This is a genomic window from Subtercola vilae (assembly GCF_004923255.1).
Taxonomy (GTDB): domain Bacteria; phylum Actinomycetota; class Actinomycetes; order Actinomycetales; family Microbacteriaceae; genus Subtercola; species Subtercola vilae.
The window spans coordinates 94,292-115,650 of the sequence record NZ_QYRT01000001.1; the positions used below are offsets into that span (position 1 = coordinate 94,292).

24 protein-coding genes are annotated in these 21,359 nt (G+C 64.5%); 14 read left to right on the top strand and 10 right to left on the bottom strand.

Going from position 1 to position 21,359, the window contains the following annotated elements; genetic code table 11:
* The first annotated feature begins 45 nt into the window (after positions 1-45).
* The 5 genes from D4765_RS00440 (at position 46) to D4765_RS00460 (ending at position 4,835) form a co-directional block, all read left to right on the top strand.
* Positions 46-1,563 carry a dihydrolipoamide acetyltransferase family protein gene (locus tag D4765_RS00440; protein ID WP_136640244.1) on the top strand — a complete coding sequence of 506 codons (1,518 nt, stop codon included), beginning with the start codon at positions 46-48 and terminating at the stop codon, positions 1,561-1,563.
* A 100-nt stretch (positions 1,564-1,663) separates the two neighbouring features.
* Entirely contained in the window at positions 1,664-2,608 is a 945-nt protein-coding gene (locus tag D4765_RS00445; RefSeq protein WP_136640245.1) for a metal ABC transporter solute-binding protein, Zn/Mn family, read from the top strand.
* A gap of 10 nt (positions 2,609-2,618) precedes the next feature.
* Positions 2,619-3,497 (top strand): metal ABC transporter ATP-binding protein, encoded by an 879-nt coding sequence (locus tag D4765_RS00450; protein WP_136640246.1) that lies wholly within the window; start codon positions 2,619-2,621, stop codon positions 3,495-3,497.
* Positions 3,494-4,375 (top strand): metal ABC transporter permease, encoded by an 882-nt coding sequence (locus D4765_RS00455; protein WP_136640247.1) that lies wholly within the window; start codon positions 3,494-3,496, stop codon positions 4,373-4,375. Before D4765_RS00450 ends, D4765_RS00455 begins: the two co-directional genes overlap by 4 nt.
* 67 nt (positions 4,376-4,442) lie before the next feature.
* Positions 4,443-4,835: a Fur family transcriptional regulator gene (locus tag D4765_RS00460; RefSeq protein WP_136640248.1), complete on the top strand. Its 393-nt coding sequence runs from the start codon at positions 4,443-4,445 to the stop codon at positions 4,833-4,835.
* 35 nt (positions 4,836-4,870) lie between these two features.
* Here the strand turns inward: D4765_RS00460 and D4765_RS00465 are convergent, their stop codons facing one another.
* Entirely contained in the window at positions 4,871-6,214 is a 1,344-nt protein-coding gene (locus D4765_RS00465) for an ABC transporter permease (protein ID WP_136640249.1), read from the bottom strand.
* Between the two features lie 252 nt (positions 6,215-6,466).
* Here D4765_RS00465 and rpmB point away from each other — a divergent pair, with 252 nt between their 5' ends.
* The 6 genes from rpmB (at position 6,467) to D4765_RS00495 (ending at position 11,025) form a co-directional block, all read left to right on the top strand.
* On the top strand, positions 6,467-6,703 hold the full coding sequence (gene rpmB, locus D4765_RS00470) for a 50S ribosomal protein L28 (RefSeq protein ID WP_136640250.1): 237 nt from the start codon (positions 6,467-6,469) through the stop codon (positions 6,701-6,703).
* A complete protein-coding gene (rpmG, locus tag D4765_RS00475) occupies positions 6,703-6,870 on the top strand; it encodes a 50S ribosomal protein L33 (RefSeq protein WP_136640251.1) in 168 nt (55 codons plus the stop codon). The genes rpmB and rpmG overlap by 1 nt, the downstream gene beginning before the upstream one ends.
* A 3-nt stretch (positions 6,871-6,873) precedes the next feature.
* A complete protein-coding gene (rpsN, locus tag D4765_RS00480; protein WP_136640252.1) occupies positions 6,874-7,179 on the top strand; it encodes a 30S ribosomal protein S14 in 306 nt (101 codons plus the stop codon).
* A 122-nt stretch (positions 7,180-7,301) separates the two neighbouring features.
* A complete protein-coding gene (locus D4765_RS00485) occupies positions 7,302-7,589 on the top strand; it encodes an HU family DNA-binding protein (protein ID WP_136640253.1) in 288 nt (95 codons plus the stop codon).
* A gap of 131 nt (positions 7,590-7,720) precedes the next feature.
* Positions 7,721-9,670, top strand: a complete 1,950-nt coding sequence (locus D4765_RS00490) for a bifunctional copper resistance protein CopD/cytochrome c oxidase assembly protein (protein ID WP_161580302.1) — start codon at positions 7,721-7,723, stop codon at positions 9,668-9,670.
* Positions 9,667-11,025 (top strand): ATP-dependent DNA helicase, encoded by a 1,359-nt coding sequence (locus D4765_RS00495; RefSeq protein ID WP_136640254.1) that lies wholly within the window; start codon positions 9,667-9,669, stop codon positions 11,023-11,025. The genes D4765_RS00490 and D4765_RS00495 overlap by 4 nt, the downstream gene beginning before the upstream one ends.
* Positions 11,026-11,107: 82 nt before the next feature.
* On the opposite strand, the gene D4765_RS00500 is transcribed toward D4765_RS00495, so the two are convergent.
* The gene (locus D4765_RS00500; RefSeq protein WP_136640255.1) at positions 11,108-11,761 is read right to left on the bottom strand and encodes a biliverdin-producing heme oxygenase; all 654 of its coding nucleotides are present in this window, start codon (positions 11,759-11,761) and stop codon (positions 11,108-11,110) included.
* 125 nt (positions 11,762-11,886) lie between these two features.
* On the bottom strand, positions 11,887-12,234 hold the full coding sequence (locus D4765_RS00505) for a DUF2470 domain-containing protein (protein WP_136640256.1): 348 nt from the start codon (positions 12,232-12,234) through the stop codon (positions 11,887-11,889).
* Between the two features lie 98 nt (positions 12,235-12,332).
* Here D4765_RS00505 and D4765_RS00510 point away from each other — a divergent pair, with 98 nt between their 5' ends.
* On the top strand, positions 12,333-12,851 hold the full coding sequence (locus D4765_RS00510) for a DinB family protein (protein ID WP_136640257.1): 519 nt from the start codon (positions 12,333-12,335) through the stop codon (positions 12,849-12,851).
* 104 nt (positions 12,852-12,955) lie between these two features.
* Here D4765_RS00510 and D4765_RS00515 read toward each other — a convergent pair whose 3' ends face one another.
* The 4 genes from D4765_RS00515 to D4765_RS00530 form a co-directional block, all read right to left on the bottom strand.
* Positions 12,956-13,639 carry a dienelactone hydrolase family protein gene (locus D4765_RS00515; protein ID WP_136640258.1) on the bottom strand — a complete coding sequence of 228 codons (684 nt, stop codon included), beginning with the start codon at positions 13,637-13,639 and terminating at the stop codon, positions 12,956-12,958.
* Complete coding sequence (locus tag D4765_RS00520; RefSeq protein ID WP_136640259.1) at positions 13,632-14,165, bottom strand: SRPBCC family protein; 534 nt, start codon at positions 14,163-14,165, stop codon at positions 13,632-13,634. Before D4765_RS00520 ends, D4765_RS00515 begins: the two co-directional genes overlap by 8 nt.
* Before the next feature lie 71 nt (positions 14,166-14,236).
* Positions 14,237-16,834, bottom strand: a complete 2,598-nt coding sequence (locus D4765_RS00525) for a phosphoketolase family protein (RefSeq protein ID WP_136640260.1) — start codon at positions 16,832-16,834, stop codon at positions 14,237-14,239.
* Between the two features lie 81 nt (positions 16,835-16,915).
* A complete protein-coding gene (locus D4765_RS00530) occupies positions 16,916-17,740 on the bottom strand; it encodes a phosphorylase family protein (protein WP_136640261.1) in 825 nt (274 codons plus the stop codon).
* Positions 17,741-18,067: 327 nt separating this feature from the next.
* Between D4765_RS00530 and D4765_RS00535 the strand changes: the two genes are divergently transcribed.
* Positions 18,068-18,709, top strand: a complete 642-nt coding sequence (locus D4765_RS00535; RefSeq protein ID WP_136640262.1) for an alpha-ketoglutarate-dependent dioxygenase AlkB — start codon at positions 18,068-18,070, stop codon at positions 18,707-18,709.
* A gap of 35 nt (positions 18,710-18,744) precedes the next feature.
* Here the strand turns inward: D4765_RS00535 and D4765_RS00540 are convergent, their stop codons facing one another.
* Positions 18,745-19,221, bottom strand: a complete 477-nt coding sequence (locus tag D4765_RS00540; RefSeq protein ID WP_136640263.1) for a hypothetical protein — start codon at positions 19,219-19,221, stop codon at positions 18,745-18,747.
* A 204-nt stretch (positions 19,222-19,425) separates the two neighbouring features.
* Positions 19,426-19,992 carry an NAD(P)H-dependent oxidoreductase gene (locus D4765_RS00545; protein WP_136640264.1) on the bottom strand — a complete coding sequence of 189 codons (567 nt, stop codon included), beginning with the start codon at positions 19,990-19,992 and terminating at the stop codon, positions 19,426-19,428.
* 142 nt (positions 19,993-20,134) lie between these two features.
* Here D4765_RS00545 and D4765_RS00550 point away from each other — a divergent pair, with 142 nt between their 5' ends.
* On the top strand, positions 20,135-20,767 hold the full coding sequence (locus D4765_RS00550; RefSeq protein ID WP_136640265.1) for a TetR/AcrR family transcriptional regulator: 633 nt from the start codon (positions 20,135-20,137) through the stop codon (positions 20,765-20,767).
* Here the strand turns inward: D4765_RS00550 and D4765_RS00555 are convergent.
* Positions 20,762-21,280, bottom strand: coding sequence for a GNAT family N-acetyltransferase (locus D4765_RS00555; protein WP_237280188.1), 519 nt, complete (start codon positions 21,278-21,280; stop codon positions 20,762-20,764). The two genes, D4765_RS00550 and D4765_RS00555, sit on opposite strands and share 6 nt — an antisense overlap.
* Positions 21,281-21,359 lie beyond the last annotated feature (79 nt).

The window sequence follows — 21,359 nt, forward strand, 5'->3', positions numbered from 1 at the left end:
GATGACAACGCTGCCGGATGCACCCGGCTGTGTGAAGGAGTTGACATGACTGAATCGCTGTTCCGCCTGCCCGATGTGGGTGAAGGGCTGACCGAGGCCGAGATCGTGTCGTGGCGGGTTGCCGCCGGAGACACCATTGCGGTGAACCAGGTCATCGTCGAGATCGAGACGGCCAAGTCGCTGGTCGAACTGCCGTCGCCGTTCGAGGGGGTGGTGGGCGAACTGCTGGTCGGCGAGGGCGTCACTGTCGAGGTGGGCACCCCGATCATCCGGGTGACGAGCGCGGGTGTTGATGCCCCTGTGCCTGCCCCCGCGGTTGGGGCTGGCGCGGTGCTGGCTGCTTCGGCTGAGGCCTCGCCCATGTCGGCTGAGGGTGCCGCGCAGACGGCGGTCACGGCAGAAGCCGAGCGCATCGTGGCCGAGGTCGCCGCGGCGGTCTCGAGCGAACCCGCCATCGTTTCGACCGAGGCCGATGCTGGCTCCGGCTCGGTGCTCGTGGGGTATGGCAGCCAGGGTCATGTCTCGAGTAGGCGTCGCCCGCGGGCCACGCCATTCAAGCGTGCTGCGGTCAGCGCCGGAGCAGCTGGTGCTGGTGCCGGTGGGTTGGGTGCTCGGGTGGGCGCGGCCGCTTCGTCGGTGACCCCGGGTACCGGGCCTGTCGCCACTCGGCCGGTGGGGCACAAGTCGCCCGCCATCACGGGCCTGCCCGTCATTGCCAAGCCGCCCATTCGCAAGCTCGCCAAAGACCTCGACGTGAGCCTGCCCGAGGTGAATCCGACCGGCCCGATCGGTGACATCACCCGAGAAGACGTCATTCGCCACGCATCGCAGGCCAAGGTCTTTCACAACATCGAGACCCCGCAGTGGGCCGACGAGCGCGAAGAGCGCATTCCCGTGAAGGGTGTGCGCAAGCACATCGCGAAGGCCATGGTGGCCAGCGCCTTCACCGCCCCGCATGTCAGCCTGTTCGTCGATGTCGACGCCACCCGCACCATGGAATTCGTGAAGCGCCTGAAGGCGTCTCCCGACTTCGTGGGTGTGAAGGTGTCGCCGCTGCTCATCATGGCGAAGGCCATCATCTGGGCAGTTCGGCGCAACCCCATGGTGAACTCTGCGTGGACCGACACCGAGATCATCGTGCGCAACTACGTGAACCTCGGTGTGGCTGCTGCGACCCCGCGTGGTCTTCTCGTGCCGAACGTGAAAGAGGCCCAGAGCCAGACCCTGTTGCAGCTCGCCGCGTCTCTCGAGCAGCTCACCCTCACGGCGCGTGAGGGTCGAACCTCGGCAGCAGACATGGCCGACGGAACCATTACGGTGACCAACATCGGCGTCTTCGGAATGGACACGGGCACGCCCATCCTGAACCCTGGCGAGGTGGCCATCATCGCCCTCGGCACGATCAAGCAGAAGCCGTGGGTCGTCGACGGCGAAGTACGCCCGCGTTTCGTGACGACCCTCGGCGCCAGCTTCGACCACCGCGTGGTCGACGGCGATGTGGCTTCGCGTTTTCTCGCCGACGTGGCCGCCATCGTCGAGGAGCCCGCGCTGCTCCTCGACTGAGGCGTTGCGGGTTAGATGCTTTTGACAATCATTATCAATAAGCTCTAGCATCAGAGGGCGCCTTCTTCGCGCAGCCATTCCTCTCACTAGATTGCCCTCAATGCGTCTCACTCGATTCACCACCCTTGCCACGATCACGTCGATTGCTGCACTCACGTCTCTTGCCCTTTCTGGTTGTTCGACTTCCACCAGTGCCTCAGGCACGGGGGCTACGTCAGGCTCGGCCGGTACGCCGATCGCCATCGTCGCGTCGACCGACGTGTACGGCGACATCGCCGCCCAGATCGGCGGCGACAAGGTTTCGGTGACCTCGATCATCGACGACCCGTCAAAAGACCCGCACGAGTATGCCGCCGATGCCCGCAATCAGCTGTCGCTGTCGAAAGCGGCCATCGTCATCGAAAACGGCGCCGGGTACGACGATTTCGTCGACACCATGCTGCAGAGTGCCAACAACCCGACCGCGAAGGTGCTGAACGCAGCCGACATCTCGGGTTACGACCAAAAGCCGGCCGACGGTGAGTTCAACGAGCACCTCTGGTACGACTTCCCCACCGTTCAGAAAGTCGTCGACTCGCTCGCTGCCACCCTTGGTGCTCTCGACGCAGCCGACGCGCCGACCTTCACCGCCAATGCCGATGCCTACAAGCAGAAGCTCACCGCTCTCGAGGCCACGGAAGCCGATATGAAGGTATCGTTCGCTGGTCGCGGAGCGGCCATCACCGAGCCTGTGCCGCTCTACATGCTCCAGGCCATCGGCCTGGTCGACAAGACCCCCGGCGCCTTCAGTACGGCCATCGAGAACGGCACCGATGTGGCGCCCGACGTGCTGGCCAGCACACTCGCGCTCTTCAGTGACAAGCAGGTGTCGGTGCTCGCGTACAACGAGCAGACCAGCGGCGCGCAGACCGAGGCTGTGCTGAACGCGGCGACCGCAGCGAAGATCGCTGTTGTGCCAGTGACAGAGACACTGCCGAGCGGCTCGAGCTACATTGGCTGGATGACCGACAACCTGGCCGCGCTGAAGACCGCCCTTTCGCAGTAATCTTCGCTAGATGACTTCGTTCTCCTCTGCCGCGGCTTCCCCGGGTGTGCCGGCGACGCCCGCGACCGGTGAACCGGTGCTGCAGCTCTCTGGGGCGTCGCTCACGTTCGGTGCGCGCACGCTCTGGTCGGGCCTTGACCTCACCGTGCGAGCCGGCGAGTTCATCGCCGTCATCGGTGCGAACGGGTCGGGCAAGACCAGCCTGCTGAAGGTGATTCTGGGCCAGCAGCAGTTGAGCGCCGGTACCGTCGACTTTCTTGGCGAACCCATTCGGCGCGGCAACCGGCGCATCGGCTACATTCCCCAGCAGAAACTCGCCGATGACGGGGTGCCGCTGCGGGCCCGTGACCTGGTGGGCCTCGGGCTGAGCGGCCACCGGTTCGGGTTGCCTCTGCCATCGGCAGCTCGCCGCCACCGGGTCGACGAGCTGCTGGCAGCGGTGGGGGCCACGGCGTATGGCAACGTTGCTGTCTCGACGCTCTCGGGTGGCGAGCAGCAACGCCTTCGGGTGGGGCAGGCGCTCGCGGGCGACCCCCGACTTCTGTTGTGTGATGAGCCTCTCCTTTCACTTGATTTGAATTACCAGCGTGCGGTGAGCGAGCTCATCGACCAGCAGCGTCGGGCCCGCGATCTGGGGGTGCTTTTCGTCACACACGACATCAACCCCGTGCTCGACATGGTCGACCGCGTGCTCTATCTCGCGGGAGGGCGCTTTCGCATCGGTACGCCCGACGAAGTGCTGCGCACCGAGGTTCTGAGCGAGCTGTACGGTTCACCCATCGACGTCATCCGTACCAGAGGGCGAGTGATCGTCGTGGGCGCACCTGACAGCGCCCACGGGCACCACGACGATGTGCGCGGCACCAACACGGGCGGGGCGGCATCGTGACTGACATCTGGTCGCAGATCTTCAACTTCGCCAACTACGGCGAACTGCTCGTGCTGCTGCAGAACTCGATCATCGCCGGCGCGGTGCTCGGGCTGGTGGGCGGTCTGATCGGCGTGTTCGTCATGTCGCGCGACATGGCCTTCGCCGTGCACGGAATCAGCGAGCTCTCGTTCGCCGGGGCCTCAGCAGGCCTGCTGTTCGGCGTGGGGGTCGTTGAAGGCTCGATCATCGGCTCGATTGTGGCCGCGGCGCTCATTGGCCTGCTCGGCTCACGGGCTCGAGACCGAAACTCGATCATCGCCGTTCTCATGCCCTTCGGGCTGGGTCTCGGTATTCTCTGCCTCACGCTGTACCCAGGCCGTTCGGCAAACAAGTTCGGGCTGCTCACCGGCCAGATCGTCGCGGTCGACAATCCGAGACTCAACTCGCTGATCGCCATCTCGATCGTGGTGGTGATCGGGCTTGCGGTGGTGTGGCGCCCCCTGATGTTCTCAAGTGTCGACGCCGATGTGGCATCGGCCCGGGGTGTGCCGACACGTTTTCTGTCGTTGTACTTCATGCTGCTGCTGGGGCTCGCCGTCGCAGTCTCGGTGCAGATCGTCGGCTCGCTTCTGGTGCTCTCGATTCTCGTGACGCCGGCTGCAGCGGCGCTCCGCCTTTCGTCGTCGCCTGTGATCGTGCCGCTTCTCAGCACGATCTTCGCCGTGGTGTCTCTGGTCGGCGGCATCTTGCTCGCCCTGGGTGGTTCTGTTCCCATCAGCCCGTATGTCACAACGATCTCCTTTTTGATCTACGTTGTCTGCAGAATCATTGCGTCGCGTCGGAAGCGACAGGGCAATAGTCGCCGAAGCGCGCTGGCTCGCAGGGTTCAGAGCTAAAATTGTGGAGAACTCGGGCCTTTGATCGGCCTGTGGAGAACGCGCCAACGCGAGAACGAGGTGAACGATGAAACGCAATACGTGGCAGCGTGAAGCCGTGCGTTCCGCCCTCGACACCCAGATGGGCTTCGTGAGCGCGCAGAACCTGCACTCGAGCCTCCGCGGCGAAGGTTCGCACATCGGCTTGGCGACGGTCTACCGCGCTCTCAGCGACCTGGCAAACGAGGGTGAGGCCGATTCATTGCAGTCACCCGAAGGCGAGAGCCTGTACCGGGCCTGCTCGGTGGGCCACCACCACCACCTCATCTGCCGCAGCTGCGGCCTCGCGGTCGAGATCGAGGCCGACGATGTCGAGGTGTGGGCTAAGAGCGTTGCGAGCCTGCACGGCTTCAGTCAGGCTGAGCATGTCGTCGACATCTTCGGCTACTGCTCGGCGTGCGTGCCCGAAGTGGCCCGCTGAACCCATCAGCTGCGAACCCATCAGCTGCGAACCGGTCAGCTGCGCCGAATCTCGTCGTCGCCCTCGAGGCCTCGCGACGAGCCGAGAAACATCGACGGCGATGTCGCATCGTCGAATTCGGCCACGTCTCGGTGATGCGCGGCTTCTGCTGACGCCTCGTCGGTTTCGCGTTCATCCATCGGTATCAGCTCGATCGTGCCGGTATCGGTTCGGCTCAGGTTGTGACGGGCCAGAATCTCGTCACGCTGGCTGATGAGAAAGTCGCGGTTGGCAGCGTTCGCGTCGGCGAACATCGTGGATCTACCCGCGGTGATGCGCCGAACGCGACGCCACTCGAGGTACGGCTTGCCCACAGCCATCAGAATCAGGCCTACAACTGCGTACGACGCCATCATCGCGATTCCGCGTACGAACCCCGGGCCCACTCCATAGAGTTCCCGTTTGAGCATCTCGGTGATGCCGCTGCCGACAACCACGTTGTTCAGCCATGCGAACGGCTCCGGCATGAACCATGACGGGTACGCGGCGCCCGACGATGGCATCGACAAGAAGATGAACACCACCATGGCTGGCACGGCGATAAATCGCCCAGCGAAATAACTGGCGCCGTTGACCGCGAGCCCGATGGCGACGATCCAACCCCAGGCAATGAGGAAGAGGGCGCCGAAGTGGCCGTCGACCGCCCCGATGACGGGGCCGGCAAGGGTGTTGGTGATGAGCGATATCAGCGCTCCGCCCACCACGATCACGGCCATCCGGGTGCGATGCCTGAGAGGCGCGCCCATCAACCCGATGAACATGGCCACCATGTAGCCGCCGATGCACCACGCGAGCATGAGGTAGAGCGAGACGGTGCCGTACTCGTCGTACGCGGGCAGCGGGGCGAGGTCGACGATGGTGGGTGTGATCTTCTCGGCCGCGAGCACGGGGCTGATCATGGCCGGGATGAGCGCAGAGACCTGGTACTGGTGGGCGCTGGCCTTGTAGATGGTCGAATCGCTCGGGTCGAACGCGACCGCAGCCTGCCCGGTGATCACGGCCGCCTTCGCCTCGTCGGCCGTGTCGAACTGGTGGATGCTGATGACGCCCGGCATCGCCTTGTCGAGGTCGCTCTGCAACTGCTGACTCGTCGAACCGACCAGGGCAACAGGCACATCATGCGGGTGGGGCGCGTGGAAGGCGGCTATGTAGCACAGGCAGAACGCCACGATGAAGAAGAGCGGCAACCAGAGTTGCAGACCGATCAGCTGCAACGAGGGGTGAAGTGTGGAGTACCAGCGGCGGTACGCGTTCGGCTGGGCCCGACGCGCGGGGTCAGCCGCCCGTGCGGCCCTCGCCTCGAGCCGTGCCGCTGAACGCGAGGTTGCTGTTCGACTCATCACCCAATTGCCTTCCGACACTCTCAAGGCTACTCGGGCCTCCAGAAAGGGTTCAGAATTGGCCTAGAACCGCATGAATCCGGGCCTCGAGTTGCATGCTGATGGATGCTCGCGTAGGCTTGGTCGCTGGTTGAGTGGTATCTCCGCTCACTTGTACACGAACCCTCCCCTGCACGACTTCTGGGCAAGGTTGCGTGTGCCGACAAGAGAACTTGGGTAGAGCATCCGCTCTACGGTAATTGGAGGAAAATCATGGCCGCAGTGTGCCAGGTGACAGGAGCCGTTCCCGGCTTCGGTCACGCTATTTCGCACTCGCACCGACGCACCAAGCGTCGTTTCGACCCGAATGTGCAGAAGAAGACTTACTACGTTCCGTCACTTCGACGTAACGTCAACCTGACGCTTTCTGCTAAGGGCATCAAGGTCATCGATGCTCGTGGCATCGAAGCCGTCGTCAAAGAAATTCAGGCTCGTGGGGTGAAGATCTAATGGCTAAAGCACAAGACGTACGCCCGATCATCAAGCTCCGTTCGACCGCCGGTACCGGGTACACGTACGTGACCCGTAAGAACCGTCGTAACGACCCCGACCGTCTCGTACTGAAGAAGTACGACCCGGTCATCCGCAAGCACGTCGACTTCCGAGAGGAGCGGTAACACATGGCTAAGACAAGCAAGATCGCTAAAAACGAACAGCGCAAGGTCATCGTTGCCCGCTGGGCAACAAAGCGCCTCGAGCTCAAGAAGGCGCTCGTTGACATCAACGGCACCGACGAGACGCGTGAAGCGGCTCGCGTCGGCCTTCAGAAGCTGCCCCGCGATGCTTCGCCGGTGCGCGTGCGCAACCGCGACGCCGTCGACGGCCGCCCGCGCGGTCACCTCTCGAACTTCGGCATTTCACGCGTTCGTTTTCGTGAAATGGCTCACCGAGGCGAGTTGCCGGGTATTACGAAGTCAAGCTGGTAGGTTTTCCACGGTTATATGACCGTCTGCTGTGGCCCTTCGGGGCCACGGCGGTGCTTCACGCAGATCTAGATCGACACACAATTGCTGCCTCACGCAGCAGAATGGTCCGAGGAGGACACTAAATGGCTGATAAGTCACTCAACAAGACCGAGCTCGTAGCAGCAGTCGCCGCATCGTCGGGCCAGACACAGACCGCTGTCAACGAGGTTCTCGACTCCTTGTTCGCAACCCTCGCCGACTCGGTGTCGAACGGCGTCAAGGTCACCATCCCGGGCTGGATCGCTGTTGAGCGCACGTCGCGTGCCGCTCGCACCGGCCGTAACCCGCAGACCGGCGAAGCCATTCAGATCGCCGCAGGCAACTCGGTCAAGATCAGCGCTGGTAGCAAGCTCAAGGCTGCAGTCAAGTAGTTTTCGCCTCACCGAATGAGGGGTTCCGCACAGGCGGAGCCCCTCATCTCGTTTAATTGTGGGTTATCCACAACCGCCTCCCGCGGGTGAGCTTCACAGGCACGCTGACGTAGGGTTGATGAGTGCCAAAAATGATTCGCATCGCCGGGCCCGCGGCACTTGTCGCAGCCGCCTTTGCCATGCTCATTCTGGGGCTCGAATACGGCGGGGGCGCGACAGCCCTCCTCCTCGCTGACCCGGGCCCACTGGTTCGGTTCGGGCTGCCCATGGCCACACTCGCTGTGAACCTGAGCGCCTCGCTCGCCATCGGCGCGCTGTTCCTGGCCGTGTTTGTGCTGCGCTCCTCGAAGCCCGAATTCAATCGTGCCCTCGATATCGCCGCTGCGGGTGCGGCCCTGCTCACGGTGTTCTCGGCCATCACCGGCTTTCTCAGCTTTCTGAATGTGACTTCGTCATCAGCGAGCCTCGACTCGAAGTTCGGCCAGATACTCGGGCAGTTTCTCATTGCGGTGCCTCTTGGCCAGGCGTGGCTCGAGACGACGTTGCTGGCCGCCGCCGTGACTGTGCTCTGCTTCGCCGTTCGAAACGTCACTATGTTGGCCTTCGTGGGTGTTCTCGCGGTACTCACCCTCGTTCCTATGGCCCAGCAGGGGCACGCCGCCGGCACCGATGGCCACGATGCCGCCATCACGGCGCTGTTCCTGCACATTCTGTTCGCCGCAGTGTGGCTGGGCGGCCTGCTCGTGCTGGCCCTGCTCTCGAAGCAGCTCGACAACTCGAGGCTTCTCGAGGTGGTGCAGCGGTATTCGGGTGTGGCGTTGGTCTGTTTCGTTGTGGTCGCGGCCTCGGGTTACGTGAGCGCAGAACTCCGTATCGGATCGCTCGACCGGCTGCTCACTCCCTATGGCATTCTCGTTCTCGTCAAGGTCACCGCACTCATCGTGTTGGGCCTCATCGGAGCGATGTACCGCAACCTGCTCATCCGGCGCCTGGCAGACGGAGCGGGTCGGCGCATCTTCTGGCGCATCGTCGTGGTTGAACTCGTCTTCATGGGCGTGGCCTCTGGTACCGCCGTGGCACTGGCACGCACCGCCACTCCCATCCCCGAGGTGCTACCGAGTACGCCGACGCCGGCGCAGATTCTCACGGGCTCGGCAGTGCCACCCGAACTGACCTTCGGCAACTTCTTCACGCAGTGGAACTTCGATCTGCTGTGGATTCTCGTCTGCGGGTTCGGCATCTTCTTCTACCTTGCCGGCGTGGTGCGGCTTCGTCGCCGCGGTGATAGCTGGCCCATCCACCGCACCATTCTGTGGGTTGCCGGCATGCTGTTGCTGCTCTTCGTCACCAACGGTTTCATGAACGTGTACGAGAAGTACCTGTTCAGCGTGCACATGATGGGCCACATGATTCTGGCCATGATGATTCCCATCCTGCTCGTGTCGGCGGGCCCGGTCACCCTCGCCATGCGTGCCATCAACAAGCGCAGCGATGGCAGCCGTGGAGGCCGCGAGTGGATCCTGTTGGCCGTGCACTCTCGCATCGGCAACTTTCTCTCCAACCCCATCGTGGCGGGGGTGCTCTTCGCGACCAGCCTGCTGACGTTCTACTACACACCCCTCTTTCGCTGGGCCACGGTCGATCACATCGGTCACGAGTGGATGATCGTGCACTTCTTGATCGTGGGTTACCTGTTTGCGCAGGCGCTCATCGGCGTCGACCCCGTCGCCTTCACGTTGCCGTATCCGTTCCGCCTCGTGTTGCTGCTCGCAACCATGGCCTTTCACGCCTTCTTCGGCCTGACGCTCATGACGGGCACCGGCCTGCTGCTCGCCGACTGGTATGGCGCCATGGGCCGGGCCTGGGGTACCAGTGCGATCTCAGACCAACAGACCGGCGGCGGCATTGCGTGGAGCATCGGTGAGATTCCCACCCTTATCCTTGCAATCGTGGTGGCAATCCAGTGGGGTCGAAGTGACACGAAAGAGACGAAGCGTCTCGATCGCAATGCCGACCGTACGCATGATGCCGAGCTGAACGAGTACAACGCCATGCTTGAGCGGCTGGATCGCACCCGATGACCCGGCCCACACTCTCGCGTGAACAGCAGCGGGTGTACGAACTCATCGAGAGCACCCGCACGCACGTGTTCGTCACCGGCCGGGCCGGCACCGGCAAATCAACACTGCTCAACCACCTCGCCTGGAACACCGAGAAACAGTTGGTCATCTCGGCCCCGACAGGCGTTGCCGCCCTGAATGTGGGTGGGCAGACCATCCATTCGCTTTTTCGGTTGCCCATCGGCGTGATTGCCGACCACGACATCGAACAGAACGCCGAGGTGCGAAAGCTCCTCAACACGATCGACACGCTCGTCATCGACGAGGTCTCGATGGTCAACGCCGACCTGATGGATGCGATCGACCGCAGCCTGCGCCAGGCCCGCCAACGACCGCTCGAATCGTTCGGTGGCGTGCAGGTTGTGCTCTTCGGTGACCCGTACCAGCTGGCACCCGTGCCGGGTGACTCCGACGAGCGGGCGTACTTCGCCGACCGCTACGACTCGATGTGGTTCTTCGACGCGAAGGTGTGGCAGGAAGCCGAGCTCAAGATCGTCGAGCTCACCGAGATCCACCGCCAGAGCGACGACACCTTCAAGATGATGCTGAACGCGGTGCGGCACGGCATGGTCACCAAGGAGATCGCCGATGTTCTGAACGGGGCCGGTGCGCGCACCCCGCCGAACGACGGCACCATCACGCTGGCGACGCGCAACGATTCGGTGAACCGCATCAATGCGGCCGCGCTCAAGGGGCTCAAAGGGCCGTTGAAGACGGCCCGGGCCGAGGTGTCAGGAGACTTTGGGGGTCGGGCGTACCCGGCCGATGAGGCGCTCGAGCTGAAGGCCGGTGCGCGGGTCATGTTCCTGCGCAACGACTCAGACCAGCGCTGGGTGAACGGAACGGTCGGAACGGTCACGAAGATCTCGGGCTCGGTGTGGGTCGAGGTCGAGGGCGAGGTGCACGAGGTCGAGCCCGTGAGCTGGGAGAAGTACAAGTACTCGTATTCGGCCACCAGCAAGCAGCTCACGAAAGATGTCATCGGCGAGTTCACACAGTTTCCGCTGCGGCTGGCATGGGCGGTGACCATCCACAAGTCGCAGGGCAAGACCTACGATTCGGCGGTGGTCGACCTCGGCTCGCGCGTGTTCAGCTCGGGGCAGACCTATGTGGCACTGTCGCGGCTCACCTCGCTCGAGGGGCTCTACCTCACGCGGCCGCTGCGACCAGCCGACATCATCGTCGACCAGAACGTTCGCCGGTTCATGCAGCAGCGGCCCGCGCAGACACCCGCTCCCGAAGCGCAGGCCCCGGCGGCCTCAGTCGAGACGACCGCTGTTGACGACCAGGTGCCGACGCCCTTAGCTGACGCGTAGAACGGCTTCGGGCCACACCGCTACAGGCAGCACGGCTTCGGGCAGCACGGCTACAGTCCACACACCGCTACAGTCCACACGGTCAGGCCGCAGCAGCAGCCTTCGCCTCGGCGAGGTCGACGAACAGCTCGGTATTGAACCGGTACGCCACCATGACCTCGTCGATCACGCGCTCGCGCTCGGCGGCATCCCACTCGACGGCGTCGAGCTGGGCCCGGTAGGTGTCTTTGAATTCGCGCGGCTTGGCGATGTCGGCGAACAGGTAGAAGCCCACGCCATTGGTCTCGAACCCGAACTGGCGCTGCATGAGGGTTCGAATGACCTGACCCCCCGAGAGGTCACCGAGGTAGCGCGTGTAGTGGTGGGCTATGAACCCGCCGCTCCACACGGCCGCGACGTGGTTGATGCGGGCGACGTAGCGGGCGGTGGTGGGCAGCGGAGTGATCTGGTTCAGCCAGTCATCGCCGATCAGAAAACGCAGGTCTTCGCGAATGGCGGGTAGGCGGGTGAGCTTGGGCGAGATGAAGGCGGCCGCAACCGGGTCGTTCTTCATGCGGTCGGCCGCGGCCTCGATGGCTTCGTAGATGAAGAAGTGCTGAGTCACCAGCGAGATGTAGTCGTCGCGTGAGCCTTTGCCGTTCATGAGATCGGTCATGAAACCGGCACCCTCGCTCTCACCATGGCCCGACCACGTGCGCTCACGCAGGGCCTGGGAGAAGGGGATCACATTCGACACGGCGGCTCCTAGGTAAGTGTACCCTTACCTTACCTGACGGCTTCGAAAACACCAGCGTGTGACGCGAAGAGTTAACATTCGTTGGCGTTGGCGTTGGCGTTGGCGTCGTGCGCAGTGTTCAGTGTTCAGTGTTGCCGCGGCGGAAGCCCGAGGGCTTCGCTCGCTGCATCGTAGAGAGCCACGATCTCGCGCCTGATCTCCCCGCGGGTCTCGATGGTTCCGCCCGGCCACAGGATGCCCAACTGGGCCGACTCGCCACCAGCGCCATGATCCGTACCAGCGTCAGAACCAGCGCCGGCATCCGTACCAGCGCTCACCGCCCAGGTGCCGCCGACCGTGTCGAGGTCGACCATGGTCGCTCGCTCGGCATCGGGCGCCCCGAACGCGCGCACGATCACAAGATTGTCTTCGGGGTGGTCGTTGTTCATATGGGCGAGAATCGCGGCGACAACGTCAGCTTCAAAGTGGGTCACGCCACCCACGGTAGTGCACAGGCTTCGATGGCAGCATGTTGTGCACAGAAGACTGATTGCCCGTCATCGACGTCGTCGTCGCTGCCTAAGATGTGGTCATGGCTATCGTTCCTGACGCAAAGAACTGGACGTGGGTGCTCGAGAAGCAGTGCCCCGAATGCGGCTTCGACTCATCGTCGACGGCTGCTGTCGACGTGCCCCGCCTCGCCCGCGAGAACGCTGCCGCGTGGCCGGCCGTCGTGGCGCGGCCGGGTGTGACCGTGCGACCGAACGACCACACCTGGTCAGATCTTGAGTACTCGGCGCACGTACGCGACGTGTTCCGCCGGTTTCGGCTGAGGCTCGAGTTGATGCTTGCCGAAGACAACCCCACGTTCGCCGACTGGGATCAAGACGCTACCGCCGTCGAAGACCGGTACAACGAACAGAACCCGGCTGTGGTGTCAGCCGAGCTGGTCGAGGCCGCCGAGCAGATCGCCGGCGCACTCGAGCGCGTCTCCGGCGACCAGTGGCAGCGGCGGGGGCTTCGAAGCGACGGTTCGGTGTTCACTGTTGAGACGCTGGCGCGCTACTTCATTCACGACCCGGTGCACCACCTGCACGATGTGAGGGGCTGAGGGGCTGAGGGGCTGACGCGCCAAGCCGCCAAGCGGCCAAGCGGCCAAGCGGCTGAACGGCTGAACTGCTGGGAGTTCAGGCGTCGACGGTGCGCACCCGGCGGTCAGGTGGCCAGCTGCTCCTGCAGAAAGTACGTCGAACGGGCGAAGGCAAGCGCGGCCGCGTTCTTGTCGAGCCGCTCGACCAGGGTGGCATTCGCGAAGATGTCGTGGGTGCCCGAGTAGGTGTGCCGCGCCACAGGAGTGCCCATCTCCTTCAGGCGGCTCACGAACAAGTCTGACTCAAAGGTTGTGCCCCAGTCTCCGAGGTCGGAGTAGTTGAGCAGAACCGGGCAGGGAATCACCCCGGCTTCACTCTCGCCGAGGCCCGCCGCGTAGGCCACGACCGCATCGACCGAACCAGCCTGAGCGGCGCGGAGGGCCAACCACCCACCGAGTTCGAAGCCCAACAGGGCCACCTTGGTGCTCGGTTGCAGCACGCCGCCGCTCGGTGCGGCGTCGAAACCGTGACCCCTTCCGAGTTCGATGGCGTCGTCGAGCGTGGCCAGTGCGAACCCGAGGTCGATGCCGTCGCGCAGTTCGTCGGCACTCGCCTCGTCGATGGTGGCGACACCGTTGAAGAGATCAGGAACCACTACGAACAGGTCGCGGCTCGCCAGGGCGGTGGCGTACGACTCGAGGTACGGCAGCCGGCCGAAGCTGTCGTGAACCAGCACCACCGATGGGTTGCCCGGTTCGCCGAACGTGAGGGGCCAGCCGGGCGAGGGAATGTCGATGAGCTCAGCCATGGGCGGCTTCGGTGCCCTCGGTCGGCCGCTCGTCGACGATGGCACGCAGAATGGTGCCCATCGAGCGGCGCATGTAGCGCATCCAGAGCGGGCCGATGAGGTGCGTGAGGATGAAGGTGCGGCCGGCGAGTGGGCGGTAGCCGTAGGTCCACGTGATGTGGGTTCTGCCGGTACTGCCCGGCGCATATGTCCAGCGGGCGGTGCCCTCTGACACGATGCGGCTCAGGATTCCCGTGAATGCCGTGACGTCGTAGTCGAAGTGACCCACGGCATCCGTGTCGCCGGGCCTCTCGTAGCGCACAATCTCTTCGCGAAAACTGCCGCCGTCAGACAGGTGCACGATGCGGGAGACACCGGCGTGGTCATACTCTCCGCTGAAATCGGACATGCCGGTGACGGCGGGCAGCACCCCGAGGTATCCGGTGAAGAGAGTGCTGTCATCGCGCGGCACCACGATGTCGAAAGCCACGGCGGGCTCGGTGAAACTCACACCGACGACGGTGAACATGACCAACTGCGGCTGCATGTGGTTCTCCTACCAGGGGCCCGAATGGTGGTTCGATTCTAAGGCTTTACGCCGCCCGAGCCCCGAAAGGGTCATGCATTGTCGCCCCCGGTGTCATCGGCTGTCGAGCTCTGCTGTGAGAGACCAGCACCGTCGGTGCGCGACCACTGCCAACCGGCGACGATGGGAATGTCTTCGCCGTGTTCACGGGTATATGCCCTGGCGCGCATGCGTTCGTCTTGCATATGCTGGCGCACATGAGCGGCCTTCACCGCGAGGCCCGGAACGCGGTCGATCACATCGATCACTAAGTGGTACCGATCGAGATCGTTCAGCATCACCATGTCGAAGGGCGTCGTTGTGGTGCCCTCCTCCTTGTATCCGCTCACGTGCAGATTGTTGTGGCCGGTGCGTCGATAGGTCAAGCGATGAATGAGAGACGGGTACCCGTGATACGCGAAGATCACTGGCTTGTTCGTTGTGAAGATGGTGTCGAACTCGGCATCTGACAGGCCGTGCGGATGCTCGCTCGCTGACTGTAGGCGCATGAGGTCGACCACATTCACCACTCGTACCTGCAGCTCAGGCAGATGCTCGCGCAGCAACGCTGCTGCCGCCAGAATTTCGAGCGCCGGAACGTCGCCCGCTGATGCCAGCACCACATCAGGCTCGCTGCCCTCCTTCTCTGTGCCGGCCCACTCCCAGATGCCGAGGCCGCGGGTGCAGTGCGCCACGGCCTCCTCCATGGTGAGCCAGTTGGGGGAGGGCTGCTTGCCGGCCACGACGACGTTGATGTAGTCGACCGAGCGCAGACAGTGGTCGTACGTCGAGAGGAGGGTATTGGCATCCACCGGCAGGTACACCCGCACCACATCGGCCTTCTTGTTGACCATGTGGTCGATGAAACCGGGGTCTTGGTGGCTGAAGCCGTTATGGTCTTGCCGCCAGACATGCGACGAGAGCAGGTAGTTCAGCGACGAGATCGAGCGGCGCCACGGAATCGTGCGTGACACTTTGAGCCACTTCGCGTGCTGGTTCGCCATCGAATCGATGATGTGGATGAACGCTTCGTAGCAGTTGAAAAGACCGTGCCGCCCGGTGAGCAGATAGCCCTCGAGCCAGCCCTCGCACTGGTGTTCGCTCAGCATCTCCATGACGCGGCCCGCGCGCGCGAGGTGTTCGTCGACCGGCAGCACTGCGGCGTTCCACTGCTTGTCGGTGCTCGCGTAGACACCCTGCAGACGGTTCGACGCGGTTTCATCCGGCCCGAAGATGCGAAAGTTGTCGGGGTTGGCGCGAATGACGTCGGCAAGCCAATCGCCGAGCACTCGGGTCGCCTCGTCGTCGGTGGCGCCGGGGCTCGGAACCTCGACGCCGTACTCTCTGAAGTCGGGCAGAGTGAGTTCGCGGCGCAGCAGGCCCCCGTTCGCGAACGGGCTCGCACTCATCCGCAGCTCGCCGACCGGCGCGAGCGCGCTGATGAACGGCACGGGAGCCCCCGACTCGTCGAAGAGTTCCTCCGGCTTGTACTTCTTCAGCCAGTCTTCGAGAATGCGCGTGTGCGCTTCGGTGTCGCGGGCATTCGCCAGCGGAACCTGATGGGCGCGCCAGGTGTTCTCCACGGGCAGGCCGTCGATCTCCACCGGGCAGGTCCAGCCCTTCGGAGTGCGCAGAATGATCATCGGCCAGCGGGCCGTGCCCTCGAGGGTGCCTTCGGCAGCCTGCTTCTTGATGTCGGCGATCTCGTTGAGCACCTCGTCGAGCGTCTCGGCCATACGCTGGTGCACGAGCAGCGGGTCTTCGCCGTCGAAACCGCCGGAGACGAGGTGGGGGTTGTGCCCGTATCCACGCATCAGGTCGAGCAGCTCGTCTTCGGGGATTCGGGCGAGCACCGTGGGGTTGGCGATCTTGTAACCGTTGAGGTGCAGGATGGGCAGAACGACGCCGTCGTGTGCAGCATCCAGAAACTTGTTCGAATGCCAGCTCGTGGCGAGCGGCCCGGTTTCGGCCTCACCGTCGCCGATCACGCACGCCACCAGCAGGTTCGGGTTGTCGAATGCCGCGCCGTACGCGTGGCTGAGCGAATAACCGAGCTCGCCGCCTTCGTGAATCGACCCGGGTGTCTCGGGCGCTGCATGGCTCGGGATGCCCCCAGGAAACGAGAACTGCCTGAAGAGTTTGCGCATGCCATCAGTGCTCTGGTCTATCGGTGAGTAGATCTCCGAATAGGTGCCGTCGAGCCACGCATTCGCCACCATGCCGGGGCCGCCGTGACCCGGGCCGGCGATGTACAGCGTGGCCTGGTTGCGCTTCTGGATGATGCGGTTCAGGTGCGCGTACACGAAGTTCAGCCCGGGGGTGGTGCCCCAGTGACCGAGCAGCCGCGGCTTGATGTCGTCGCGGCTGAGCGGCTCGCGCAGCAGAGGGTTGTCGAGCAGGTAGATCTGGCCGATGGCGAGGTAGTTGGCGGCGCGCCACCACGCGTTGACGCGCTCGAGCTCTTCGCCTTCGAGGGTCTCGACGGGGTGGTGGGGCCAGGCCGCGTCAGGGGTGGCGTTGACGGCGGCTTCGAAGGCCGAGCCGAGGGTGGCGGTGTCGACGACGCCGGTGTGGCTGATGCTGGTGTGGTCGGTGGCGGTGTGGCTGGTGCTGGAGTGGTCGGTGCCGGTTGGGGCTGATGGGTTGGTCATGAGAACCTTCCTCGACGCGCGGCAAGCACCGCGTGTGCTGCCAGCCTAAGCAGGCAGGCTGGGTGGGCCTAGGGTTTGCGGTTAACGTTTGGGGCTGGGAGTACGCGCGGTTTGGGGTGGTTCGATGCGGGTGATGGCGTGCAGGGCGGGGCGGGCCAGGGAGTCGGTGCGGGTGAGGTGGGCCCCGGCCCCGGTCTCGAGGTGGTTGCCGATGCCCAGGATGGCGCCCCCGTGCATCCCGAACAGCGAGGCGAGAACGAGCACGGTTGACGTTTCGGCGTCGATGCAGAGCGCGCCGAGGTGCTGCCAGAGTCGCAGACGATCGACCTGTTCGTGGTTGATGACGCCGATGGCGGTGGGCATGCCGCTGCCGGGGTAGAAGGTGGCGACCGAGACGACGAATCCTTCGTGCACGGTGCCCGATGCGTGAAGGGTTGCCGACTGCGCGAGCGAGGTCACAAGGGAGTGCGCGCTCACAGCGGGGAATTCGAGCGGAACATAGTCGAGCAGCATCCGCTCGGCCCGCACCGCAGCTGTGACCACGACGGTGTCGCCCACCGCGACGGCCGTCGACAGCCCGCCCGAATTGCCTGCGCGCACGATGGTCTTCACTCCGAGGCGGGCGAGCTCTTCGATGGCGACCGAGATCGAGAGCGGGCCGCTGCCGTGGTACACGACCACAACGGGGGTGCCGGCGTACGAGCCGGTGATGACGTGGTACTCGGTGGTGCTCGGCAATAGGTGCGCGTCGCCCAGGAGCGCGAGAAAGTCTGCGGTGGGAATGTCGAGGGCGAGCGTCAGAATTGCGCGCTCGGGCACGGCGCCCAGAGGCATGCCGAGCCACCACGATTCGGTGGCCTCACGTGAGGCGGCGAAGGGCTTTGAGGGGTCGTATGACAGGTTCATGGTCAGCTCCAGCAAGTCGGTGTGCGGGGGCTGACGGTTCCGGATGCCCCAGCGATGTTTTCGCTCAGGGGCTCCGCCGTGGCAACTTCACTCGCACGTCGACGCTTGCACCACCCCGAGGGGGTCGATGGCCTGTCTGCCTCCGATACTACTGAGCGAGCGGGCCCGCGCGCAGCATCGTGGAGTCGAAATCGGCGTTAAAGATGGTGGTAAAGAGAGAGGGGGAGAGGGGGAAGAGGGCTGGGGAGAGCGTGGAGAGGGTTGAGCGGAGGGCCATGAGCGAATGGGCGACTAGTACATGTGTTCGAATGTCTGTAGGGTTTGGGCATGAGCCTTTCATTTCAAGCTTCGCTGTTCGATGACCTCAGCGCCGAGCCTGAGCTCGAAGAATTGGGTGGGTCTGTTACACGTGTCGAGCTGGGTGAGGGAGCGTGGCTCGATGTGCGGCCGGGGTGGGTGACCAACTCCGATGCACTGTTCGAGCGGCTGGCGCAGCGGGTGCCCTGGCAGGCCGACAAGCGCGAGATGTATGAGCGGGTGGTTGAGGTTCCGCGGCTGGTCTCATGGTTCGGGCCGGGATTCGAGCTGCCCGACGCGGTGCTCGAGCGCGCACAGCGCGACCTGAATGATCACTACGGCCGACCGAAAGACCAGGTCTTCGAGACGGCAGGGCTCTGTTTCTACCGCACGGGAGACGACAGTGTTGCGTGGCACGGCGATCGTGTCGGGCGTGCCATCAACCGCGACACGATGGTCGCCATCGTTTCGGTCGGTGCGGCACGCACCCTGTCGTTGCGCCCGAAGGGTGGGGGAGAGACCAAGCGGTTCCCGGTGGGGCACGGAGACCTCGTAGTGATGGGCGGCAGCTGCCAGCGCACCCACGAACACGCCATCCTGAAGACCAAGCAGGCGGTGGGGCCGCGCATCAGTATTCAGTTTCGGCCGTATTGGAAGCGGCTGGGGGCGTAGCTGGCGGCATTCTTCGGCCGTCATTCGAGTTCGAATCAGGGCGGCGAGCCGTTGCGCGCCGACGACCCTGTTGGAGGGGGCTCCATGCGGTCGTGTGCTGGCGGACCACCCGTCGGGAACGGTGTTGCGGCTGACGGGGAATCCGCGGTGGGATGCGCTTGACCTGACGCGAAGTCGGAGGGGGCGAGGAGGCAGACGCCGCGTGTGTGGCTGAGGAGTTGGGCGCGCAGGCGAACAGCGTTTCGCTCGCAGGTGTGAGCCAGGGCACGGGCCCAGCGGGCATCGGCGGGCTCGAGTCGGCCGCGGCCGGGGCGCTCCCACACGGCCACCAGTTGCTTGCCACCGGTTACCTCGAGGATGGCTGCGATGTGGGCGCCCAGTTCGTCGAGATGCAGGAGATCGGGCTCTCGCGGCAGGTCATCGATGGGAAAGACGACGGGCAGCTGCACGTCATTTGCGTCGAGCAGAAACCACCACAGCTGGCGACGGCTGGCCGTGCCGATGAGAGTCATGACGCGCTGCTCGATGGCGGAGTCGGTGTCGAGTGGCAGTCGCGCGGCGCTAAACGGCCAAAAGGCGTACCTCAACGAGCGCTTCAGGCACGCGGCGCGCCCGCGAAGGCGACGCAGACGCAGAACCGCCCCGCCGGTCGACAATCGAGCAGCGGGGCGGTTCTCGTGAATCGGTACGAGCCGCAGGGAGAGGGAACCCAGCGACTACGCCGCAACCTCAGCCGACACGGCAGCCGCAACGTCACGCACGACATCGGCCAGCTGGGCCGCAACCTCGGCGTCGTCTTTCGGGTGCAGTTCGGCGAACCGAACGACCGAACCGGGGATGGAGAGCTTGATCTCTTCGAGAACCGACGCGCCGGCGATGCCGAACGACTTGCGGGCCTCGTCTTGCGCCCACACGCCGCCGAACTGGCCGTATGCGCTGCCGATGACCGAGACCGGCTTGCCCGAGATGGGGCTCGCGCCGAACGGGCGTGAAGCCCAGTCGATGGCATTCTTCAGCACGGCGGGGATGGTTCCGTTGTGCTCGGGGGTCGCGACGAGAACGGCGTCGGCAGCGGCGACGGCCTCGCGGAACTTCGTCGCGGCAGCGGGCACTGAGCCTTCGACATCGATGTCTTCGTTGTAGAAGGGCAGATCTCCGAGGCCTTCAAAGATGGTGATGTCGACGCCCTCAGGCGCAACGCCGACGGCTGCCTCGGCGAGCTGGCGATTGGTCGAGCCTGCGCGCAGGCTGCCGACGAGAACGAGAATGGAGGTGTCTGACATGGTGCTCCTCAAGATGTGAACGGGCGTCGCCTCATGCGACAGGGTGGGTGTGCACTGGAGTAAACCGGACTGCAGTCCGTTTATTCCCGTCTCTGCCGAACTGCGATGAACTCTGTTGAATCGTGCGTGCTACCGTCTGAGAATGGATGCTCGGCTGCACCTCCTCCCGAACGGACCCGCCGGTCCGGGGCCGCGTCGCGCCGACGCTACCCGCAACCACGCTCTCCTTCTCGACACGGCTCGGCGCATCCTCGACGAAAGCGGAGTCGAGGGCCTCACGATGGACAAGTTGGCCCGGGAAGCCGGCCTCGGCAAGGGCACCATCTTTCGCCGGTTCGGTTCGCGCACGGGTCTGCTGCGCGAGATGCTGAACGAGATCGAGTCTGACTTTCAGCGCCGCTTCATGAGTGGCCCGCCACCACTCGGCCCCGGCGCCGGCGCCGCCATCAGCGCTGATGCCGTCACCCGCCTCATCGCCTACGGCCGCGAGCGAATAGAACTGCTGAGCATCCAGGGCGACCTTCTTCGCGCCTCAGAGGAGATCGGCGACGAGCGGTATTCGTCGCCGGCCCGCGCCGTCGGCCTTCTTCACCTGCGTATCCTGCTGAAGCAGGCGGGTTTCGACGGCGACATCGAAGTGGCGTCGTTCACCCTTCTCGCGGCGCTCGAGGCAACGCTGATCCTCTACGAGAACCGCGCCGAGCACATCTCCATGCAGCGCCTCGCCGACGGCTGGGAGCTGCTCGTACTGAAGATCACCGCCTGCACTTCATAGCGTCTTCTTCATCTCCATCTCGCGCTGGTGCGGGTTCAGGATGTACGGAAAAAGTCGCCCGGTCGCCCGATACCCGCGGCGCTCGTACGCCGCCACCGCACGTGCATTCTCGGTGTGCACGTGCAGGGTGAGAACGTCGCCCGCGGCTCGGGCCCAGTCTTCGATGCCGCTCAACAGCAGATCGGTCACGCCCGCAGCGGTTCCCCGAAACCCGGGGCTCACGTACACCCCCACCAGCATTGAGCCGACGGACGGGTCGCGGTAGCCGCCCATCGTGCCCACCCAACACTCGGCCCCCGACTTGTCTGTGCTGATGGCGGCCAGGGCGATGCCGACGGGCGACTCGCCCCGACGGGCCCGCTCCCGCCAGACGTTCTCGTCGAGCTGACCCGCGGCCTCGACGGTCTCGCCGAACGCGAGGGGCGTGTCGGCAAGCATCTCGAGACGGAGGGCGCGAACCTGGCGCCAGTCGAGTTCGGTGGTGCGGCGAATGGCGATCGAGGGCGTACTCACCCTTCGAGCCTAGGGCGACGGCGGGGAGCGGGAAACCCCCTCCCCTCCGGCCAAGCGCGGGAGTGTCGGTGCCGTGCGC